Consider the following 18490-nt stretch of genomic DNA (forward strand, 5'->3'; position numbering starts at 1 on the left):
ACCGCGGACCCCGCGGCCGCCGCCCCCGCCGCGCCGCAGGCGGACTGACCGGCCGCGCGCACCCGGGCGCGCGCCTCGGCCCAGGTGCCGGGACGGCCCGGCGGACCGGCCCCGACCGCCCCCGCGCGGGTCACGGCCGGGGCCGGGACAGCAGCACCTGGAGGGTGCCGCCGACCGCACGCTCGCCCGTCGCGTCCGAGGGGTTGGTGACCAGCACCCCGTCGACGGCCATGGCGGTGGAGCCACCGCCGTCGAGGGCGAGGGCGTCCACGGCGCCGAGCGAGCGCATGAACGAGGCGGCCTCCTGGAGGGTGAAACCCTCGCTGCCGTCCCTACGGCGGCCGTCCACCGTCGCCAGGATCAGCCGGCCCCGCGCGTCGACCCCGGCCATGGTGCGCGGCTGGCGTGCGTTGGCCCAGGCGTAGCCGAAGGACAGGTCCCGGGGGTCGACGACCCCCTCGGCCGCCGCGTCGATGCGGGTGCGGCCGCGGCTGACCAGCGTGGGGGCGGCGCTGACGATGCTGTCGCCGCGGCCGAGCCGTACGCTCCGTCCCGCGGTGTCGCGCACGTCCTCGCGGACCCCGATGCGCTGCCCCTTGCGGGCGCGGGCCCTGAGCCAGTCGGCGGCCGGGCCGATCCCCTGGACGACCGTCGCGTGCGCCGGGACGGAGCCGCCCCGGGCGCCGGCCGACACCACGCGGCCCCCGGCGTCCAGTACGGCCTGGGCGCCGGGCCCGGTGGGCAGCCGCGCGCCGAACTCGCCGGTGAACAGCACCAGCTCGTCGCTGCTGTGACAGGTCACGTCCTGCCAGGGCCGCTCGCTGGGTGTCGCGCCCGGACGCCCGCAGTCGCGGACGAGTCCGGGCGTACGGTTGATGCCCTGGACGTCGTGGACGTACGTGCCGGCGGACACGGTGACCGTCGTCTTCAGATCCGCCACCCGCGCCCGCCGCCCCCCGTCCTCGATGACCAGCGCCGCCCGGGAGCCGGCGGCCATCGACTGCAGCTCGCCGTCGTCCGCGCTGATGCCCGACTGGGTGCCCTGGACGCCGTCGGCGTCGGAGGTGACGAAGAACCCCGCGTTGACACCCACCACGGAACCCAGCTTCGCGGCGACCGAGGAGGTGGTCGCGCGCCGGGCCACGTCGCCGTCGTGGGTGCCCTGCACGGTGCCCAGGAACCGCGGCGGATCGACGACGGCGACGTGCACGTTCTGCCGGTCGGCGGGCTGGTCGGCGTCGTAGCCGGTCCAGTCGACCGCGGTGTGGAAGCCCGCCGCCGTCACGGCCTGCGCCGCCCTCCGCGCGGCGGCCTCGGTGGCGTACGTGCCCACTCTGACGCGCAGGCCCATCACGCCGTGCGGGGTGTCGGCGTAGGCGGGCCAGTACACCTGCTCCACCCGCGGTGCGAAGCCGCCCGCCCGCAGCCGCTCGGCGGTGGCGTCGGCCCAGTACCGCGCTCCCACCGGTGCCCAGGTCGCGGAGCGGCTGAGGCGGCCGGTGGCGGGGGCCTGGACGGTGACCGTCCAGAGGGGCGCGGCGCCGCGGTTCTCGAGGGTGGCGCTGCGCACCTGCACGCCCGGCGCGACCGTGGTGGTCGTCCAGGTGGTGGCCGGCGCGGCCGGGCCGGGCGCCGCGGCCTGCGCCGTGCCCCACAGTCCGCCCGACGTGATGACGCCGAGCACCGCGGCGGTGCTCAGCAGGACTCGTGTGCGCGCGGCGGACCTGCGCTGGTGACCCATGGCGTCCTCCCCATCCGATGGCCGCGGCCGCACGAGCCGTGCGGTGCCGCTCGCCTGCTGCGACCGATGACAACCGGCGGGCGAAGCGACCGCGGCTCCCGGCGGTGACGGCGCGGGGAACACTCGGCGAACAGCTGCACGGCGCCCTGCGGCACGCCGCCGCGACCGAAAAGCGGCGGGGCCCGGCACCGCCCGGCGAGCCCGGATCGTGACCCGCAGTACACGCTTCATCACCATGAGGACACATTGCACCGGCGCTGCGGGGCGCAAACGGCGCACTCGGGCGGTGCTTGAAGAGCGTGCATCGGGGCAGCCGCCCCAGCACACATGTTGCCGATCTTCAGCAGAATGCCAATACATTACAAACAGTGCAAAGCGGGCAAAAAGCGAGCGAACGGGCGAGGTGACGGGTCGTGGACGTGACACCTGAGGGGCAGACGGGCCCCTCCAGCGGGGAGCGGCTGCGGGGGACCGTCGCGCACCTGCCCCGGCAGGTCCGCGAGGAACTGACCCGCAGACTGCGGCGCAGCAGGCGTGCGCTGCGCAAGGAGGACGTGCAGGTGGTCGAGCCGCCGCTGCTCAGGCGCGCGGTCGGGGCCTCCGCCCTCGGGAACTGCATGGAGTGGTTCGACTTCGGCGTCTACAGCTACCTCGCCGCCACCATCGGCAAGGTCTTCTTCCCCGGTGCCTCACCCGGCGCCCAGGTGATCTCCTCCTTCGCGACCTTCGCCGCCGCGTTCGTGGTGCGGCCCCTGGGCGGTCTCTTCTTCGGCCCCCTCGGTGACCGCCTCGGACGCCAGAAGGTGCTCGCCACCACCATGATCATGATGGCGGCCGGCACCTTCGCCATCGGCCTCATCCCGAGCTACGGGACGATCGGCCTCGCCGCGCCGGTGCTCCTGCTGCTCGCCCGTATGGTCCAGGGCTTCTCCACCGGCGGCGAGTACGGCGGTGCCACCACCTTCGTGGCCGAGTACTCGCCCGACCGCCGCCGTGGCTTCCTCTCCAGCTGGCTGGACTTCGGCACCTTCGTCGGTTACGCGCTCGGCTCCGCCCTGGTCACCCTGCTGAACTTCCTGCTCAGCGACGGCCAGATGCTCTCGTGGGGCTGGCGGATCCCGTTCCTGATCGCCGGGCCGCTCGGCGTCATCGGCCTGTACATGCGGCTCAAGCTGGAGGAGTCGCCCGCCTTCCAGCAGCAGCTCGACGAGCACGAGAAGAGCCTCGCCCAGAAGTCGGCGGGCAGCGAGTTCAAGACCATCGTGAAGAACCACTGGGGAGCCCTGCTCATCTGCATGGGCATCGTGCTGCTCTACAACGTCACCAACTACATGGTGACCGGCTACCTGCCCACCTATCAGACGGAGACCCTCCACCGCTCCAGCAGCTCGGCCGATCTCCTGGTGCTGATGGGCATGGTGTGGATCGTGCTGCTGATCACCTTCATCGGCCGGCTCAGCGACCACGTCGGCAGGCGCCCGGTCTACGCCGTCGCCGCCGCCGCGATGATCGTCCTCGCCATCCCCTCCTTCCTGCTGCTCAAGATGCACGGCACCTGGCCGCCGGTCGCGGGCGTGCTCATCCTCTCCACGCTGCTGGCCTGCTTCGCCGCGCCCAGCGCCGCCACCCTGCCCGCGCTGTTCCCGACCGCCATCCGCTACGCCGCCATGGGCATCGGCTTCAACTTCGCCGTCGCCGCGTTCGGCGGCACCACCCCGCTGGTCACCGCGGCCCTGGTCAACGCCACCGGGGACGACCTGATGCCGGCCTACTACCTGATGCTGGCCGGCGTCATCGGCCTGGTGACCGTGAAGTTCCTGCCGGAGAGCGCGCAGGTGCCGCTGCACGGATCGCAGCCCATGGTGGGCTCCGAGGAGGAGCAGCGCGAGCTGCTCTCCACCTCCGAGGCGCTCTACCGCGCCACCCGGAAGACGCGGCAAGGGCCGTGACGGCCCTTTCCTTACCGTCATTTGATAGGACACCTATATAGGAGCGTGATACGAAGGAAGCGTGGACCAGTCGCACTCCGCACCCGGCACGGAGGACACCGCACGGGCCCTGGCCGACGTGGCCTCGGCGGTGATCAGGGCACTGACGGACCGCCGCCAGCTGAGCCTCACGGCCGCCGCCACCCTCGCCCGGCTCGAACGCGACGGCCCGGCCCGGCTGACCGCGCTCGCCGCGGCCGAGGGCGTCACCCAGCCGTCCATGACCCAGCTGGTGCAGCGACTGCGGGCCCAGGACCTCGTCGCACGGGTCGGCGACCCCGACGACGGCCGGGTCAGCCTGATCACCCTCACCGCCACCGGCCGCGCCGTCCTGGCCGCCCGCAGGAAGGCCCGCGACGCCCGACTGGCCCAACTGCTGGCCGCCCTGCCCGACGAGGACCAGCGGGCCCTCGGGGCGGCGATGCGGACCGCCCTGCCGCTCGTGCTGCGGATGCTCGAGGAAAGCGCGCAACCGTCCCCGCTTCCCGAACACCAGCCCACCGGGAGCACGTGATGACCACCGTCCAGCAGCGCGGCCCCAGATCGTGGATCGGCGTGGACCACCCCGGCTACAAGTGGGTGGCCCTGACCAACACCACCGTGGGCATGCTGCTCGCCACGATCAACAGCTCGATCGTGCTGATCTCGCTGCCCGGCATCTTCACCGGCATCCGCCTCGACCCGCTCGAACCGGCCAACGTCAGCTACCTGCTGTGGATGCTGATGGGGTACATGCTCGTCACCGCCGTCCTGGTGGTCGCCCTCGGCCGGCTCGGGGACATGAAGGGCCGGGTGCGGATCTACAACGCCGGGTTCCTCATCTTCACGCTGACCTCGGTCGTCCTCTCGCTCGACCCGTTCCACGGCGGCGGCGGGGCGCTGTGGCTGATCGGCTGGCGCATCGTGCAGGCGGTCGGCGGGTCGATGCTGATGGCCAACTCCGCCGCCGTCCTCACCGACGCCTTCCCGGCACGGCAGCGCGGCATGGCTCTGGGCGTCAACATGGTGGCCGGGATCGCGGGCTCGTTCCTCGGCCTGGTCCTGGGCGGTGTGCTCGTCACCTGGAACTGGCGGTCCGTGTTCTGGGTCAACGTGCCCATCGGTCTGATCGGCACCGTATGGGCGTACAAGTCGCTGCACGAGACCGGTGTGCGCAGGCCGGGGCGGATGGACTGGTGGGGCAACGTCACCTTCGCGGCCGGTCTGACGGTGCTGCTCGCCGCGATCACCTACGGTATCCAGCCCTACGGCGGCCACACCATGGGCTGGACCAACCCCTGGGTCATGGCCGGACTGATCGGCGGCCTGGTGCTCCTCGGCGTGTTCTGCCTCGTCGAGACCAAGGTGCCCGAGCCGATGTTCCCGCTCGGCCTGTTCCGCAACGCCGCCTTCGCGGGCGGCAACGCGGCCACCCTGCTCGGTGCCGTCGCCCGCGGCGGACTGCAGTTCATGCTCATCATCTGGCTCCAGGGCATCTGGCTGCCCCTGCACGGCTACGACTACGCCGACACCCCCCTGTGGGCCGGCATCTACATGCTGCCGCTGACCATCGGCTTCCTGCTCGCCGGTCCCGCGGCCGGGGCGCTGTCCGACCGGTTCGGGGCACGGCTGTTCGCCGCGTCCGGGTTCGTGGTGATGGCCGTGTCGTTCGCCGGACTGCTCGTCCTGCCCAGCGACTTCGGCTACTGGGCCTTCGCCGGGCTGATCCTCCTCAACGGGCTGGGCGGGGGCCTGTTCGCGGCGCCCAACACGTCCGTCATCATGTCCAGCGTGCCCGCCGACGCCCGGGGCGCCGCCTCCGGCATGCGGGCCACCTTCCAGAACGCCGGCATGGTGCTGTCCATGGGCGTCTTCTTCTCGCTCATGGTCGCCGGGCTCTCGGGAACCCTGCCGCACACCCTGGCCTCGGGCCTGACCGCCCAGGGCGTCCCGGCGGGTGCCGCCCACACGGTCGCCGAACTGCCCCCGGTCGGCGTCCTGTTCGCCGCGTTCCTCGGCTACAACCCCATCCAGAACCTGCTCGGGCCGGACATCCTCGGCCACCTCTCGCCGTCCGCCGCCGCGCACCTCACCGGCCGCGAGTACTTCCCGCACCTGATCGCGCAGCCGTTCCACCACGGCCTCGTCGTCGTCTTCTCGCTGGCCATCGCCATGTCCCTGGCCGCTGCCGCCGCCTCGCTCGTCCGCGGTCGTACGGGCGCCCCGGCGCCTGCCGGGCCCCTCGCCGTACCGCGTCCGGCAGGCCCGGTCCGCTCTGCCACCGGGGCTGCCCTGAGGGGCCGCGTGCGCGGCGGTGCGGACGGCCCGCTGGCCGGGGCCGCCCTGACCGTCGTGGACGAGCACGGCCGTGAGCAGGATGTCGCCCGGGCCCGCGAGGACGGCGGTTTCACGCTCCCCGACCCGGGGCCGGGACACTGGAGCCTCATCGTGTCCGCCGAGGGATACCGGCCCCGCACCGTCCGGCTCACCGCGGCGAACCGGACGGTGCCGCACGACATCGTGCTGGACGGTGCCGCGGCCCTGCGGGGCACCGTCCGCCACCCCGAGTCCGGCAGGCCCCTCGCCGGCGCCCGCCTGAGCGTGCTGAACGAGCGGGGCGACGCCGTCGGCTCGGCCACGTCCGCCGCGGACGGCACGTACGCGGTCGCCGGTCTGACACCGGGGACGTACACCGTCGCCGTCGCCGGCCGCCCGTCCCTCACGACCGAGGTCGTCATCGCCGACGGCACCGCGACCGTCCACGCCGACCTGGGCCCCGGCCGCCGGCCCGGCTGACGCGCCCGGGGCACCCGCCGATCCCGAAAGGGGGCGCGGGCCGGGGCGGCGGAGGTCTACAGTCGACGGGCCGTGACGAGGGGGTAGTGTCCATGAGCATCGTCGATCTGGCCGCGCTCGGTGAGTCGTTCACCCGGGATCCCCATCCCGTGTACGCCCGGCTGCGGGCGAAGGGGCCGGTGCACCGCATCCGGATGCCCGAAGGGGGCGCGGAGGCCTGGCTGGTCGTCGGGTACGAGGCCGGCCGCGCCGCGCTCGCCGACCCCGGACTCTCCAAGGACTGGGCGAAGGCGTCGCCCGCGCTGCCCCTGGGAACGGTCTCCTCCGGACCCCACATGCTCCGGTACGACCCGCCGGACCACACCCGGCTGCGCCGCCTGGTCGCCCGTGAGTTCACCGCCCGCCGGGTCGAGGAACTCGCCCCGCGCGTCCAGCGGACCACCGACACGCTCCTGGACCGGATGCTCGACGCCCCCGACGGGCGTGCCGACCTCGTCGAGGCCCTGCCCTTCCCGCTGCCCATCTCCGTCATCTGCGAACTCCTCGGCGTCCCCGACCTGGACCGCGCCTCCTTCCGCACCTGGTCCAACGAAGCGATCGGCGCGGCCGACGTCGCTCAGCGCGGGGCCGCCGCCGACGCGATGGCCCGGTACATGCGGGAACTGGTGGCGGACAAGCGGCAACGGCCGGGCGAGGACCTGCTGAGCGCGCTGATCCACGGCGAGGACGACGACGGCGACCGCCTCTCCCACGAGGAACTGGTCGGCATGGCCTGGCTGCTGCTCGTCGCGGGCCACGAGACCACCGTCAACCTGATCTCCAACGGGGTCCTCGCCCTGCTCACCCACCCCGGCCAACTGGCCGCCCTGCGCGCCGACCTCACGCTGATCGACGCCGCCGTCGAGGAGATGCTCCGTTACGACGGCCCGCTGGAGACCCCCACCTACCGCTTCACCACCGAGCCGGTGACGATCGGCGACACCGTCGTCCCCGGCGGCGGTGAACTCGTCCTCGTCGCCATCGCCGACGCCAACCGCGACCCCGGGCGCTTCTGCGACCCCGACCGCTTCGACATCACCCGCGACGCCCGCGGCCACGTGGCGTTCGGCCACGGCATCCACCACTGCCTGGGCGCGCCGCTGGCCCGCCTGGAGGCGCGCATCGCCGTACGGACCCTGCTGGAGCGCTGCCCCGATCTGGCCCTGGACATCCACCCGGCGGCGATCACCTGGCGCCCCGGACTGATGATCCGGGGCCCGCGGAGCCTGCCCGTACGGTTCGGCGGATGAGGCCGGACGGCGTCAGCGGGTGCGGATCCCGAGATCGGCCGCCACCGCGTCGGCGCGCACGAAGAGCGACACCGGGTACTGGCCGTCGCAGTACTTGTTGCCGGCCGACACGATGCCGACGACCTTCCCGCCGCTGACGAGCGGCCCCCCGGAGTCGCCCGGGCAGATGCTGTCGGCGCTGCCCGGCCGGGACGTGCCGCACAGCATCTGGGCCGGGTCCACGTGCGCGTCGGCGTAGGGCCGGCAGCGGGCGAGCGGGGACAGGACCAGTTGGGCCTGCTTCAGCCGGGTGGCCGCGATGCCGGGGCCGGTGCGCCCCCAGCCCAGGACGAGCGCCGTCCGGCCGCCGGCGACCAGAGCGGCGTCCCGCGGCCCGGCCACCGGGATCGTCCGGTAGGGCATCGGGCCCTCGAGCGTGAGGACCGCCGCGTCGTGCGCAGCGCCGGGCGAGCCGTAGCGCGAGTCGAGCCGGTAGGAGGCCACCCGGCGCACCGTCCCACCGGTGCCGTCCACCCGGGTCCGGCCACCGATCACCCGCAGCGCGGAGACCTTGCCGGCGTCCTGCACGCAGTGTCCGGCGGTGAGCACCTTGGTGGGTGCGATGAGCGTCCCGCCGCAGAACTGGCTGCCGTCGCGTTCGATGAGCATGGTGTACGGACGCGCCGCGGTGGTGGCGGGACCGCCGCCCTTCACCGCGGCTGCGGGCCCGGCGCCGGCCAGGAGCGTGCCCACAGCGACGAGTGCGGTGGCGACGGCCGCGCCGCGCGCGCCCGTCCGCGCGGACCTGATGGAACGGATACGCATGGATGTCTCCCCCGGGGATCGGCTGCTCGCCCGGCCGCCGTTCGGCGGCCGGGGTCGTCGGTCGGTGGGGAAGACGCGTGATCGCGGGCGCCGGTTTCGAAGTCCCTCGGCTGCGGTCAGCTCCCGGCGCGGGCCCGGCGCGCCCACGCCTGCACGAGCGGGACGCAGGAGTCGGCGAACCGCTCGTAGTCGGCGGGGGTGTTGTAGACGTGGGCCGACAGGCGCAGGTACCCGACCCCGTCGAAACTGGTGAAGGCGGTCTCCGCCGCCAGTTCGGCCGTCGCCCGGTCGCGCAGGGCGTCCGCCGCGAGCCGGCTGGTCCCCAGCCCGTCGGGGAGGCGTACCAGCCGCATGCCGGGCACGGGCATGCCGACCTCGGCGCGCTCCACCGGCCCCGCCGAGCCGGCGAACGCCGCGCCGACCACCCGGGCGCCGTAGTCGGCCAGTTCGTCCATGTAGCGGCGGGCCGTGTCCCAGCCCCAGGTGGCTTCGACGAAGTCCAGGGCCGCGGGCGCCGCGAGCGGACCGGTGGCGTCCAGGGTGCCCTGCTGGTCGAACCGGTCCGGGAACGGCTCCTCGGCGGCCCAGGAGTCGATCAGCGGGTAGAGGTGCTCGCGCAGCGGCCCGCGTGCGACCAGAGCCGCCGTGCCGCGCGGCGCGCAGCCCCACTTGTGCAGGTTGCCGACCCAGGCGTCGCAGACCAGACGGTCCAGCGGGGCGGCCAGCAGGCCGGGGGCGTGGGCGCCGTCCACGAGCAGCGTGACGCCGCGCCGGGCCAGTTCCGCTCCGACCCGTTCCACGGGCAGCCCGCGGGCCGTGGCCGAGGTGATCTGGTCCAGCACCACGAGCGCGACGCCGTCGTCGACCTCGGCCATCACCGCCCGGTAGGCCTGGTCCGCGTCGGCGGCCAGCGGCACGCGGGCCGTGCGGACGCGGCGGCCCCAGCGGCGGGCGAGGCGTTGTGCTCCCATGGTGACCGCGCCGTAGCCGTGGTCGGTGACGACGATGTCGCCGCCCGGCTGCGCGGCCAGGGCGGCGTGGACGACGCTCGCGCCCGCGCTGGCGTTCGGCACCAGCGCGAGGTCGCGGGCCTCGACCCCCAGATAGCGGGCGACGGCGCCGCGGGTCGCGGCCATCCGGGCGGGCAACCGCGGGAACCAGACGACCGGCGCGCGCTCCATCTCGGCCCGCAGTGCGTTCTGCCGCTCCTGGGCGACCAGCGGGACGGCGCCGAAGGATCCGTGGTTGAGGTGCAGCATGCCGGGGTCCAGGGACCACGCCGCGGCGGCGGGCCGGCCGTCCTCCAGCAGCAGCGGGCGGGGCGCGGTGACGACCCCGGTCTCGGTCTCGCTCACGTGACTCCAGCTTCCTCGGTGCCTGCCACGGGCCGCCGGGGGCGGCGCGGAGGCGGACCGCCTGTCATGGCTTGATCGGAACCCCCACACCCTACGCGCCGCCCACACCGCCGCCGTCCACGGCCCATGAGCAGTCCGTCCACAGCCCATAAGCAGTCAACCGTCATGCGTCCGAAAGCAATATTGCGTCCGGCTGCAATATTGCTTACGGTTCGAACATGGACGAAATGTGATGCTCCGGGCGGCCGGGGTGCGCCGCGGCCGTGCGACGGCCGGACCTCGTGCGCCGACCGGACCCGATGACGGGTCGGTCGGCGGTCTCCCGCCCGCGCGGACAGCCCCTGCAGATGGTTTCCCCCACCGAGAGGCGGCACCTCATGACCATCAGCGACCCCCAGGCGTTTCCGTTCCACGAGACCGACGAGCTGCACATCGAGCCGCGTTTCGAGCAGCTGCGCACCAGCGAGCCGCTGTGCCCGGTGCGCCTGACCCACGGAGAACCGGCCTGGCTGGTGACCCGGTACGAGGACGTCAAGACCGTCCTGGGCGACCCACGCTTCAGCCGGGCCGAGGCGGTGGCCCGGGACGAACCCAGGACGCGGTACCACCGGGGCCTGGCCGGCAACATCCTGGCCTTCGACCCGCCCGAGCACACCCGGCTCAGGCGGGTGGTCGCCAAGGCGTTCACCGCGCGCCGCGTGGAGGAGCTGCGCAGGCGGGCCCAGACGATCGCCGACGGCCTCGTCGACGCGATGGCGGCCAAGGGCGCCCCCGCCGACCTGGTGGCCGACTTCGCCCTCCCGCTGCCCGTCACGGTCATCTGCGAACTGCTGGGCGTGCCCTTCGAGGACCGGACACGGTTCCGCCTCTGGTCGGACGCCCTGCTGTCGACCACCCGCTTTCGCCCCGAGGAGGTCGAACGCTACGCCGACGAGCTGTCCGCCTACATGGCCGGACTGGTCGCCGAGCGGCGCAAGGAGCCCCGGGACGACCTGCTCGGGGTGATGGTGGCGGCACGGGACGAGGAGGACCGGCTCTCCGAGGACGAACTGGTCGCCATGGGGGTCAGCGTCCTGGTCGCGGGCCACGAGACCACCGCGAGCCAGATCCCCAACTTCGTGTACACGCTGCTCGGCCACCCCGACGAGCTGGCCCGGCTCCGCGCCGACCTGGACCTCGTGCCCCAGGCCGTCGAGGAACTCATGCGCTTCGTGCCCCTGGGCAGCGCCGGGATCGCGCGCTACGCCCTGGAGGACGTCGAACTGAGCGGCGGAGTGGTGCGCGCGGGCGAACCCGTCGTCGCCTCGAACGCGGCGGCCAACCGCGACACCGCCGTCTACACCTGCCCGGAAAGACTCGACCTGACCCGCCAGGAGGCGTCGCACGTCGGGTTCGGCCACGGCCCGCACCACTGCCTGGGCGCCCAACTCGCCCGGATGGAACTGCAGGTGGCCCTGCGCATCCTGCTGGAGCGGCTGCCCGGCCTGCGCCTGGCCGGCACCGGCGAGGACCTCGTGTGGAAGGCGGGCGCCGGGGTGAAGGGCCTGGAGAAGATGCTCGTGACCTGGGACGCGGCATGAGCGGCCGCGACGACGGACCAGGGCGGACGGGTCCCGGCGCGGCGCTGGGGCCGGGTGAGGACGTGTGGCGCGTCCGGGTCGACGAGAAGGCGTGCATGGCCACCGGCATCTGCGCGGGCGTCGCACCGGGGAGGTTCCAGGTGCGGGACGGTGCCTCGCACCCGACGTCGGAGACCGCCGCGCCCGCGCCGGAACTGGTCGACGCGGCCGAGTCCTGCCCGATGGAGGCGATCTCGGTGACCCACCGCGCCACCGGCGCCCGTATCGCCCCCGAGGAGTAGGCGGCGGTGCGGCGGGCGCGCAGCGGTCGTGACACCGCCCCTCGGCGAAGGCGGCCGCCCCGGTGGGCCGTGAGCCGGGCCGCGGCCCGCCGCCGGCCGCCCGCACCCGCCGCGCCGACTACGCTACGGCCATGACTGGCGAGACGAGGGCGTCCACGTCCCACCGGGAGCGCAGCAAGGCCAGACGCCGCGAGGCCATCAGACGCTCGGGAATGCGCCTGTTCGCCGAGCAGGGCTACGACGGCACGACCATCGCCGACATCGCGGAGGCGGCCGGCGTCGCCCCCCGCACGGTCTCCCTCTACTTCCCCTCCAAGCACGACATCGCCCTGTCGGTGCCCGACGAGATCGCGGCCCGGCTCACCGCCGTCTTCAGGGACCGGCCAGGCTCGGGGTTCCTCGACGTCGTCGACGCCTGGCTCACCGGGGAGGCCGACGCCCTGGACCCGGAACTCGTCGCCCTGCTCACCGCGATGTACGAGGCCAACCCGGCGCTCAGGGCGCACGGCAGCAGCCAGATCACCGAGGCGGTACGCATCACCGGCCCCGCCCTGGCCGCCGCCACCGAACTGCCCGCGGACCATCCGATGAACGCCGTCGTCGGGGCCGCCGTCGGCGCCGCGCTCAGCCAGTACTTCGCGACCATCCTGCAACAGGAGCACGCGGCCGGAACCCACCGCCTGTTCATGGCCTGCCTGCACGCCCTGGTCGACGCGGCCCGCGGCGGCGCCCCCGGCACCTGACCGGCACCGGCGCCCCCCGGGGCGGCGGACCCTCACAGATAGGCGACGCCCTGCTCCACGCTGCCCGCGAGGAAACCCGCGAGCCGGGCGCCGTAGCGGACCCACCGGCGGCGCAGGCCGGGGGAGCGGGCGAGGTCGGGGGAGTGCAGCAGCAGCCAGGACCAGTTCATGAGGACCGTGCCGCCGTCGCGGCGCTGGAACCCGGCGTGCCGGTAGGCGTCGTACAACCGGGCCCCGGAGCGGCCGTAGTTCCACTTCTGCCGTGCCAGCGAGGAGAGTTCGGCGCGCAGCCGGTAGTGCATGCGGGCGTCGGGCGCGTAGCCCACCCGGTGGTGGGACAGCCGGGCCCGCCAGGACAGGTCCATGTCCTCGCCGCCGCCCACGTAGGACTCGTCCCAGCCGCCGATGGCGTTCAGCACCTCGGTCCACGCCGCGCAGTTGGCGCCCCTGGCGAAGGGCAGGAAGTCCGTCTGCGCGGTCATCGGGAGCGGCTGCTCGTCGGGGTGGGACGGGCTGAGCAGGGCGGTGTCCAGGCTGCCGCCGATCAGCCCCGCGTCCGGCGCGGCCCCGGCCAGCGCGGCGAGCCAGCCCGCGGCGGCGACGTCGTCGGCGTCGCAGAAGGCGATGAGGTCGCCGCGCGCCGCGCGGATCCCGCGGTTGCGGGCGTGGCTCTCGCCCGCCCGGTCGGCGGCGTCCACGACGCGCAGCGCGGGCAGCGCGGAGCGCGCCGCCTCGGCCACCTCGCGGGTGCCGTCCGTCGAGCCGTTGTCGACGACGACGACCTCCCAGGGCCGGTCGTACGTCTGGCGGGCCAGCGCGTCCAGCTGGGCCGGGAGCGTGCGGGCGCCGTCGCGGACGGGGAGCACGACGGAGACCAGCTCCGGTGCGCGGCCCGGGCGGGGCGGTTCGAGGTCCGGCTCGGTGACGCGCGACGACAGGCGGGTGGTGCGCAGGACATGGGCGCGGACGGCGAGGGCGGCGGCGCCCGCGGCCGCGCTGTCGTCGCTCCGGCGCCGCACCAGGAGCCGGGGCACGGTGACCCGCGAGGCCTGGACAGCGCCCTCGGCGCTGTCCTCCCGGAGTTCGAGCAGGTCCCGGCGGACCGCGTAGGCGACGGGGGCACCGCCGGGTGCGAGCGACGGCAGGACGATGCCGTCGATCAGGCCGCCGAGCGGGTCGCCTGACCGGCTCACGTCGGTCCGGTCGCCGTTGCGCCGGTACTCGGCGCCCACCTCCAGGTCCAGGTCCAGGTGCACGTCGCCGTCCGGCGGGGCGATCGGGTCTTCGGGCCGCAGGCGCAGGCAGCCGTACTCGATCAGGCCCGCGTGGTCCGCAGCGGCCCGCGCGAGGTGAGCCGGCCAGCCCGGCAGCACCTCGTCCCGGCCCTGGAGGAACGCGACGTAGGGCGTACGCGCCGCACGGGCCGCCGCCAGGCAGGCCGCGCCGGCGGCGCCGGGGGCCGTACGCGCGACGCGCACCCCCGCCCCGCGCGGCTCCCGGCCGCAGGTGACCACGACGACCGCTGCGGCCTGCGGCACGTGGCGCGCCAGGCCGCGCAGCGCCGGCTCCCAGTCCCCTTCGGGCGCCGCGACGACCACGGTGAAGTCCGCTGCTCCCACGGTGCTCATCCGGCCGGTGCCACCGGGTGCAGCGTGAACTCGACGTCGTTGGGCGGGGCGACGAGCAGCGGCAGCAGTTCCTCGCGGGTGCGGGCGGCGCGGCGGCGGGCCTCCTGGTCGTTCATGGCCCGGGTGTAGGCCAGGCGCTCGGCGGAACCGAACCCGGTGCCCGGCGCCTGGGTCAGCGAGTCGGGCCAGATCCGGTACCGGTACAGAACGCGGCGCACGCTGCGCAGCCGGAACAGGCGCGCGGCCCGGAGGTGGAAGTCGGTGTCGGCGCCGAGCCGTACGGTGCCGTCGAATCCGCCGAGCCGCTCCAGCACCTCGCGACGGACCACGCTGGAGGGGTGCAGCAGTACGGTCGACCGGCCCAGCCGCAGCCACAGGTTGCCGTTGCGGGGCATCCGGCGCCGCCCCGAACGCCGGCCCTCGGCGTCCATGTACTCGTAGGAGCAGCCCACCAGGTCGGCCTTGCCGCGCTCCAGCAGGGCGAGTTGGTGGCGCAGCCGGCCGGGCAGGCTGATGTCGTCGGCGTCCTGGAAGGCCACGTACGGGGTGTCCACCCGCCGCAGCACCTCGTTCTTGAGCCGCAGGTGCCCGACGTTGCGGGAGGCACGCAGCACCGACAGCCGGGGGTCGGCGGCGTACGGACGCAGCGCGTGCGTCCAGGTCTCGCCGGGCGTGCAGTCGTCGACCACGACCAGGCGCAGGTCGGGCCGGTCCTGGGCGAGCACCGAGGCGACGGCGGCGCCGAGGTAGGCCGCGCAGTCGTAGTGCGGCAGGATGACGGTGACCGCCGGTTTCTCCTCTGCCGTTGCCCGCACCGCAGTCTCCCTTCCCGGGCCGCGCGGGGGCGGCCGTCGTGTGTCAGCGTTGGGCCGCCGCCACGGCCGTGGGTCGTCCCTCGGCCGCCGGGCTGCGGAAGTCGCCCTCGTCGCCCCACGGCACGTGCCGCAGCGGGCGGCCCAGCAGGCCGCGTCCGGCCAGGCCCGCGGCGACCGAGCAGAACCAGGCCGCCTGCACGGCCTTGACCGTCCACCGCTTGGCTCCCCGGGCCCATCCGCCGGCACCGTTCCAGGGCGCCAGCGGCCACAGGCCGTGGAAGAGCACCCCGGTGAGGTAGAGGCGGGCGACCGGCCACGGGTAGTCGGCCGTGCAGGTCACATGGCTGTAGAGGGAGCGGCGCAGCCGGCGCAGCGTGTCGTGCGACCGGCCGACCCGGTAGAAGGAACCCCGGGCCTCGGACAGCACCTCCAGGTCGTGCCACGGATCGGGCGCGGCCGGGTCGAGGAGTTCGAAGAGCACATGGCCGTCGTCCGCGAGCCGGCGGGCCGGGATGCCCCCGGCCAGGACCGGGGCGGCGACGAGCATGCAGGCCGCCGCCGGGCACGGCGCGGGTGGAGTCGTCACCCGGGAGACGCGGTCCATGGTGCGGGCCGCGGCCGACGCGCGCGGCAGGGCGGCCAGGTGCGCGCCGACGGCGCCGGTGGCACCGCGCTCCTGGAAGCGGGCGACGAGCCGGGCCAGGCAGCCGGGGGCGAGGTGGACGTCGTCGTCGGTCCACAGCCAGCCGGTGTGCCCCAGCGGCCGGGACAGGCGCAGCGCCGCGTTCACGGTGCGGATCTTCCCGGGGCCCGGCAGCGCGAACCCCACCACGTCCGCCGGAAGGGCCCCGGCCGCACCCGCCGGGGTGGTGCAGGCCGCGTCCACCGACGTGCCGGTCTCGACACCGTCCACCGACGCGTCGGTCCCGGCCCCGTCCGCCGAGGCAGTGGGCCCGGCCCCGTCCGCCGCAGCGGCGGTCCCGGCTCCCTCCGCCCGCGCCGCCGTGCCGGTCAGTGCGCGCAGCCGGCGCACCGCCTCGCCCAGTTCTCCGGGCCCGTACTGCATCCCGAGCCAGAGGGTCAGCGGCAGGCCGGGACGGGAGGCGCGCACCTCGGCGAGCGCGTCGAGCAGGTGCCGCAGAGCGGTGCGCTGCTCGTCGAGTCCGCAGCGGGCGACGTAGGTGGGCAGCAGGACGCCGAGCCCGCCGGTGGGCAGGGCCGTCAGTGCGTCGTGGCCCGGCAGCACCAGGCCGTCGCGCACCAGTGCCACGGGCCCGTCGGGAGCGGGCGCCGGATCGAAACCGCGGGCCACCGCGCGCTGCCACCACAGGCGGCCGTCCTCGATGCCCCCTCGCATGCGTGTCCCTTTCGCCGGCTGCGCCGCCCGTTCGGACTTCCGCTCCGGCCCAGGGCCGGTTTCCGGCGACCGGGGTGAACCGGATTTCGCCGCGAGTGCCGCCTCCGGCGGAGAATGCGGCGGATTCAGAGAATTCGACGGGCGTACGCTAACCAGCGCCGCCTGCTGATCACAAGAGCGGGCCGCCTCTCCCGCCGACGGGGAGACGGCTTGGCCGAAATACCGGGGTTGCGGCCGTGACCGTTGGGTGAATTCGCCGGACAGCCGCCCGGACACGGCTTCCGCCATCGGCCTGATTCCGCGCCATGGCCGGGAAGGAGCCCGGTGGCGGGGGGCCTCGGGCCCCGGGATCGGCCGAAAAACGCCGGACCGGCCCCCCGGGCACCGCGCGGAGCGTGAGCCGCCGGGCCCCGGCGCACCCCTGTGGCACCCTGACGGCACGAGGTGCGGCAGACTGGCCGCCCGGTGCCCGGCGGCCCGGCCCCGGCCGGCCGCGGACCGGCCCGACCGCACAGACACAGGCCGGTGTTCCGCGCCACGCGCCGCGGGCGACGGCAGGAGGGTGACACGCATGAGGTACTCCGCGAGCACGGAACAGCGGTTAGGGGGCGCGCCCGCATCCGCCGGACGCGATGTCCTCCTGAACGCGCACGCCATCGTGAAGAGCTACGGCCGCCGCCGCGTCCTGGACGGCGTCGATCTCGTCGTGCGCGCCGGCGAGGTCGCGGCGATCGTCGGCAGCAACGGGGCGGGCAAGTCCACGCTGCTGAAGATCTGCGCCGGCCTGCTCTCCCCGGACAAGGGGCGGGTCACCGTCGCCGGAAAGCTCGGCTACTGCCCGCAGGACGCCGGGGTCATGGACTTCCTCAAGCCGCGCGAGCACTTCACCCTGTTCGGTGCGGGGCGCGGCATGAGCCGCCCGGACGCCGACCGGCGCGGCCGCGAACTCGCCGCGCGGCTCGACTGGTCCGTCGCCCGCGGCACCCTGGCCAAAGACCTGTCCGGCGGCACCCGGCAGAAGCTGAACGTCGTCCTGTCCGCCCTCGCCGACCCCGAGGTGCTGCTGCTCGACGAGCCCTACCAGGGCTTCGACCGCGGCTCCTACGTCGACTTCTGGCAGAACGTGTGGCGCTGGCGGGAGGAGGGCAAGGCGGTCGTCGTCGTCACCCACATGCTCAACCAGCTCGACCAGGTGGACACTGTACTGGACCTCAGCCCCAGGAAGCGGGGGACCGGCCGGTGATCCGCACCCTGCGCATGGCGGAGATGACCCTGCGTGAACTGCTGCGCCGCCGAGGCGTACTGGGCCTGCTGCTGCTCGTGCCGCTCGTGTTCTATCTCGGCCGGCACGACCAGGCGGGCCAGGCCATACGGTTCGCCAGCCTGGGCGTGGGCTTCGCCGTCAGCACGGCGGCCCTGTTCTCCGCCGTGACCGGCCGTCAGGCCGCGCCCCGCCTCGCCCTGTCCGGCTTCCGTCCCCGGCACCTGTACCTGGGCCGCACCCTGGCGCTCGTCGTCGCCGGGCTGCTCGTCTCCGCGCTCTACGCCGTCGTCGTCACCGTCGACCAGAAGGTGGCGCACCCGCAGGCCGTGGCCGCGGAACTGGTCCTGACGACCCTGGTCGCGGTCCCCCTCGGCCTGCTGCTGGGCCTGGCCGTGCCCCGGGACCTGGAGGGCACGCTGCTGCTGATCTGCGTCATCGGCGCCCAGATGGTGATCGACCCGGCGAAGAGTTCCGCGAAGGTGCTGCCCTTCTGGTCCACCAGGGAGATCATCACGTACGCCGTGGACGGCGCCCGAAGCGGTTCCTTCACCTCCGGAGTGACGCACGCCGTCGTGGTGGCGGCGCTGCTGGCGGTCGCCAGTGGCACGGTGATGTCGGTCCGGCTGCGCCGGCGCGCCCACATGCGGTTCGTGTGAGAGAACCGCCCACCGAGGCGTGTCCACCCCGCGGCGCGGGGCCGGGCCGCTCCCGGTCCCGCAGCACCGGCGGGCTCCCGGACCGGCGCCGCCGGTCCGCTTCCGCCCGGGGGAATTCCGCCCTACCTCGCCGAAACGAACGCGTGTAGGATCGGGAAATCGTCTGCCGCCGCAGCGCGCGCACGGCGGCACGGTGGCCCGGCTCGTCGCCTCT

The 18490-nt window shown here is 74.5% G+C and carries 15 protein-coding genes and 1 pseudogene; 10 read left to right on the plus strand and 6 right to left on the minus strand.

What is annotated here, in order from left to right:
- Positions 1 to 130: 130 nt before the first annotated feature.
- Positions 131 to 1741: a phosphodiester glycosidase family protein gene (locus ACFC02_RS26270; RefSeq protein ID WP_376361941.1), complete on the minus strand. Its 1611-nt coding sequence runs from the start codon at positions 1739 to 1741 to the stop codon at positions 131 to 133.
- 413 nt (positions 1742 to 2154) lie between these two features.
- Here ACFC02_RS26270 and ACFC02_RS26275 point away from each other — a divergent pair, with 413 nt between their 5' ends.
- The 5 genes and pseudogenes from ACFC02_RS26275 (at position 2155) to ACFC02_RS26295 (ending at position 7793) form a co-directional block, all read left to right on the plus strand.
- Positions 2155 to 3690 (plus strand): MFS transporter, encoded by a 1536-nt coding sequence (locus tag ACFC02_RS26275; protein WP_376361944.1) that lies wholly within the window; start codon positions 2155 to 2157, stop codon positions 3688 to 3690.
- 61 nt (positions 3691 to 3751) lie between these two features.
- Positions 3752 to 4243, plus strand: coding sequence for a MarR family winged helix-turn-helix transcriptional regulator (locus tag ACFC02_RS26280; protein WP_360961303.1), 492 nt, complete (start codon positions 3752 to 3754; stop codon positions 4241 to 4243).
- A pseudogene (locus tag ACFC02_RS26285) lies at positions 4243 to 6174 on the plus strand (MFS transporter); the annotation flags it as partial. The gene ACFC02_RS26280 and the pseudogene ACFC02_RS26285, both read left to right, overlap by 1 nt.
- A 135-nt stretch (positions 6175 to 6309) precedes the next feature.
- Positions 6310 to 6504: a hypothetical protein gene (locus ACFC02_RS26290; protein ID WP_376362019.1), complete on the plus strand. Its 195-nt coding sequence runs from the start codon at positions 6310 to 6312 to the stop codon at positions 6502 to 6504.
- Between the two features lie 92 nt (positions 6505 to 6596).
- Positions 6597 to 7793, plus strand: a complete 1197-nt coding sequence (locus ACFC02_RS26295) for a cytochrome P450 (RefSeq protein WP_376361947.1) — start codon at positions 6597 to 6599, stop codon at positions 7791 to 7793.
- A 12-nt stretch (positions 7794 to 7805) separates the two neighbouring features.
- On the opposite strand, the gene ACFC02_RS26300 is transcribed toward ACFC02_RS26295, so the two are convergent.
- Positions 7806 to 8597, minus strand: coding sequence for a trypsin-like serine protease (locus tag ACFC02_RS26300; RefSeq protein ID WP_376361950.1), 792 nt, complete (start codon positions 8595 to 8597; stop codon positions 7806 to 7808).
- Between the two features lie 116 nt (positions 8598 to 8713).
- Positions 8714 to 9952, minus strand: coding sequence for an aminotransferase class V-fold PLP-dependent enzyme (locus ACFC02_RS26305; protein WP_376361953.1), 1239 nt, complete (start codon positions 9950 to 9952; stop codon positions 8714 to 8716).
- 377 nt (positions 9953 to 10329) lie between these two features.
- Here ACFC02_RS26305 and ACFC02_RS26310 point away from each other — a divergent pair, with 377 nt between their 5' ends.
- The 3 genes from ACFC02_RS26310 to ACFC02_RS26320 all read left to right on the plus strand — a co-directional run bounded on the left by ACFC02_RS26310 (position 10330) and on the right by ACFC02_RS26320 (position 12556).
- Complete coding sequence (locus ACFC02_RS26310) at positions 10330 to 11532, plus strand: cytochrome P450 (RefSeq protein WP_376361956.1); 1203 nt, start codon at positions 10330 to 10332, stop codon at positions 11530 to 11532.
- Positions 11529 to 11813 (plus strand): ferredoxin, encoded by a 285-nt coding sequence (locus ACFC02_RS26315; protein WP_376361959.1) that lies wholly within the window; start codon positions 11529 to 11531, stop codon positions 11811 to 11813. The genes ACFC02_RS26310 and ACFC02_RS26315 overlap by 4 nt, the downstream gene beginning before the upstream one ends.
- Before the next feature lie 131 nt (positions 11814 to 11944).
- Positions 11945 to 12556, plus strand: coding sequence for a TetR/AcrR family transcriptional regulator (locus tag ACFC02_RS26320; RefSeq protein ID WP_376361961.1), 612 nt, complete (start codon positions 11945 to 11947; stop codon positions 12554 to 12556).
- Positions 12557 to 12588: 32 nt separating this feature from the next.
- Here ACFC02_RS26320 and ACFC02_RS26325 read toward each other — a convergent pair whose 3' ends face one another.
- From ACFC02_RS26325 to ACFC02_RS26335, 3 genes are read right to left on the minus strand one after another with little or no spacing between them, the layout of a single operon-like run.
- Positions 12589 to 14184 (minus strand): glycosyltransferase, encoded by a 1596-nt coding sequence (locus ACFC02_RS26325; RefSeq protein ID WP_376361964.1) that lies wholly within the window; start codon positions 14182 to 14184, stop codon positions 12589 to 12591.
- Positions 14181 to 14999 carry a glycosyltransferase family 2 protein gene (locus ACFC02_RS26330; protein ID WP_376361967.1) on the minus strand — a complete coding sequence of 273 codons (819 nt, stop codon included), beginning with the start codon at positions 14997 to 14999 and terminating at the stop codon, positions 14181 to 14183. The genes ACFC02_RS26325 and ACFC02_RS26330 overlap by 4 nt, the downstream gene beginning before the upstream one ends.
- A gap of 43 nt (positions 15000 to 15042) precedes the next feature.
- Positions 15043 to 16356 carry a glycosyltransferase family 2 protein gene (locus ACFC02_RS26335; protein WP_376361971.1) on the minus strand — a complete coding sequence of 438 codons (1314 nt, stop codon included), beginning with the start codon at positions 16354 to 16356 and terminating at the stop codon, positions 15043 to 15045.
- Between the two features lie 571 nt (positions 16357 to 16927).
- Between ACFC02_RS26335 and ACFC02_RS26340 the strand changes: the two genes are divergently transcribed.
- Positions 16928 to 17599: an ABC transporter ATP-binding protein gene (locus ACFC02_RS26340; RefSeq protein ID WP_376361974.1), complete on the plus strand. Its 672-nt coding sequence runs from the start codon at positions 16928 to 16930 to the stop codon at positions 17597 to 17599.
- Entirely contained in the window at positions 17596 to 18276 is a 681-nt protein-coding gene (locus tag ACFC02_RS26345; RefSeq protein ID WP_376361977.1) for a hypothetical protein, read from the plus strand. The genes ACFC02_RS26340 and ACFC02_RS26345 overlap by 4 nt, the downstream gene beginning before the upstream one ends.
- The last annotated feature ends 214 nt before the right edge of the window (positions 18277 to 18490 follow it).

Origin of the sequence: Streptomyces sp. NPDC056160, assembly GCF_042268205.1 — a bacterium.
GTDB lineage: Bacteria > Actinomycetota > Actinomycetes > Streptomycetales > Streptomycetaceae > Streptomyces.

Coding starts and splice junctions, on each gene's coding strand:
- ACFC02_RS26270 (WP_376361941.1), bottom strand. CDS start 1,741: ATGGGTCACCAGCGCAGGTCCGCCGCGCGCACACGAGTCCTGCTGAGC.
- ACFC02_RS26295 (WP_376361947.1), top strand. CDS start 6,597: ATGAGCATCGTCGATCTGGCCGCGCTCGGTGAGTCGTTCACCCGGGAT.
- ACFC02_RS26300 (WP_376361950.1), bottom strand. CDS start 8,597: ATGCGTATCCGTTCCATCAGGTCCGCGCGGACGGGCGCGCGCGGCGCG.
- ACFC02_RS26310 (WP_376361956.1), top strand. CDS start 10,330: ATGACCATCAGCGACCCCCAGGCGTTTCCGTTCCACGAGACCGACGAG.
- ACFC02_RS26315 (WP_376361959.1), top strand. CDS start 11,529: ATGAGCGGCCGCGACGACGGACCAGGGCGGACGGGTCCCGGCGCGGCG.
- ACFC02_RS26320 (WP_376361961.1), top strand. CDS start 11,945: ATGACTGGCGAGACGAGGGCGTCCACGTCCCACCGGGAGCGCAGCAAG.
- ACFC02_RS26325 (WP_376361964.1), bottom strand. CDS start 14,184: ATGAGCACCGTGGGAGCAGCGGACTTCACCGTGGTCGTCGCGGCGCCC.
- ACFC02_RS26335 (WP_376361971.1), bottom strand. CDS start 16,356: ATGCGAGGGGGCATCGAGGACGGCCGCCTGTGGTGGCAGCGCGCGGTG.
- ACFC02_RS26340 (WP_376361974.1), top strand. CDS start 16,928: ATGAGGTACTCCGCGAGCACGGAACAGCGGTTAGGGGGCGCGCCCGCA.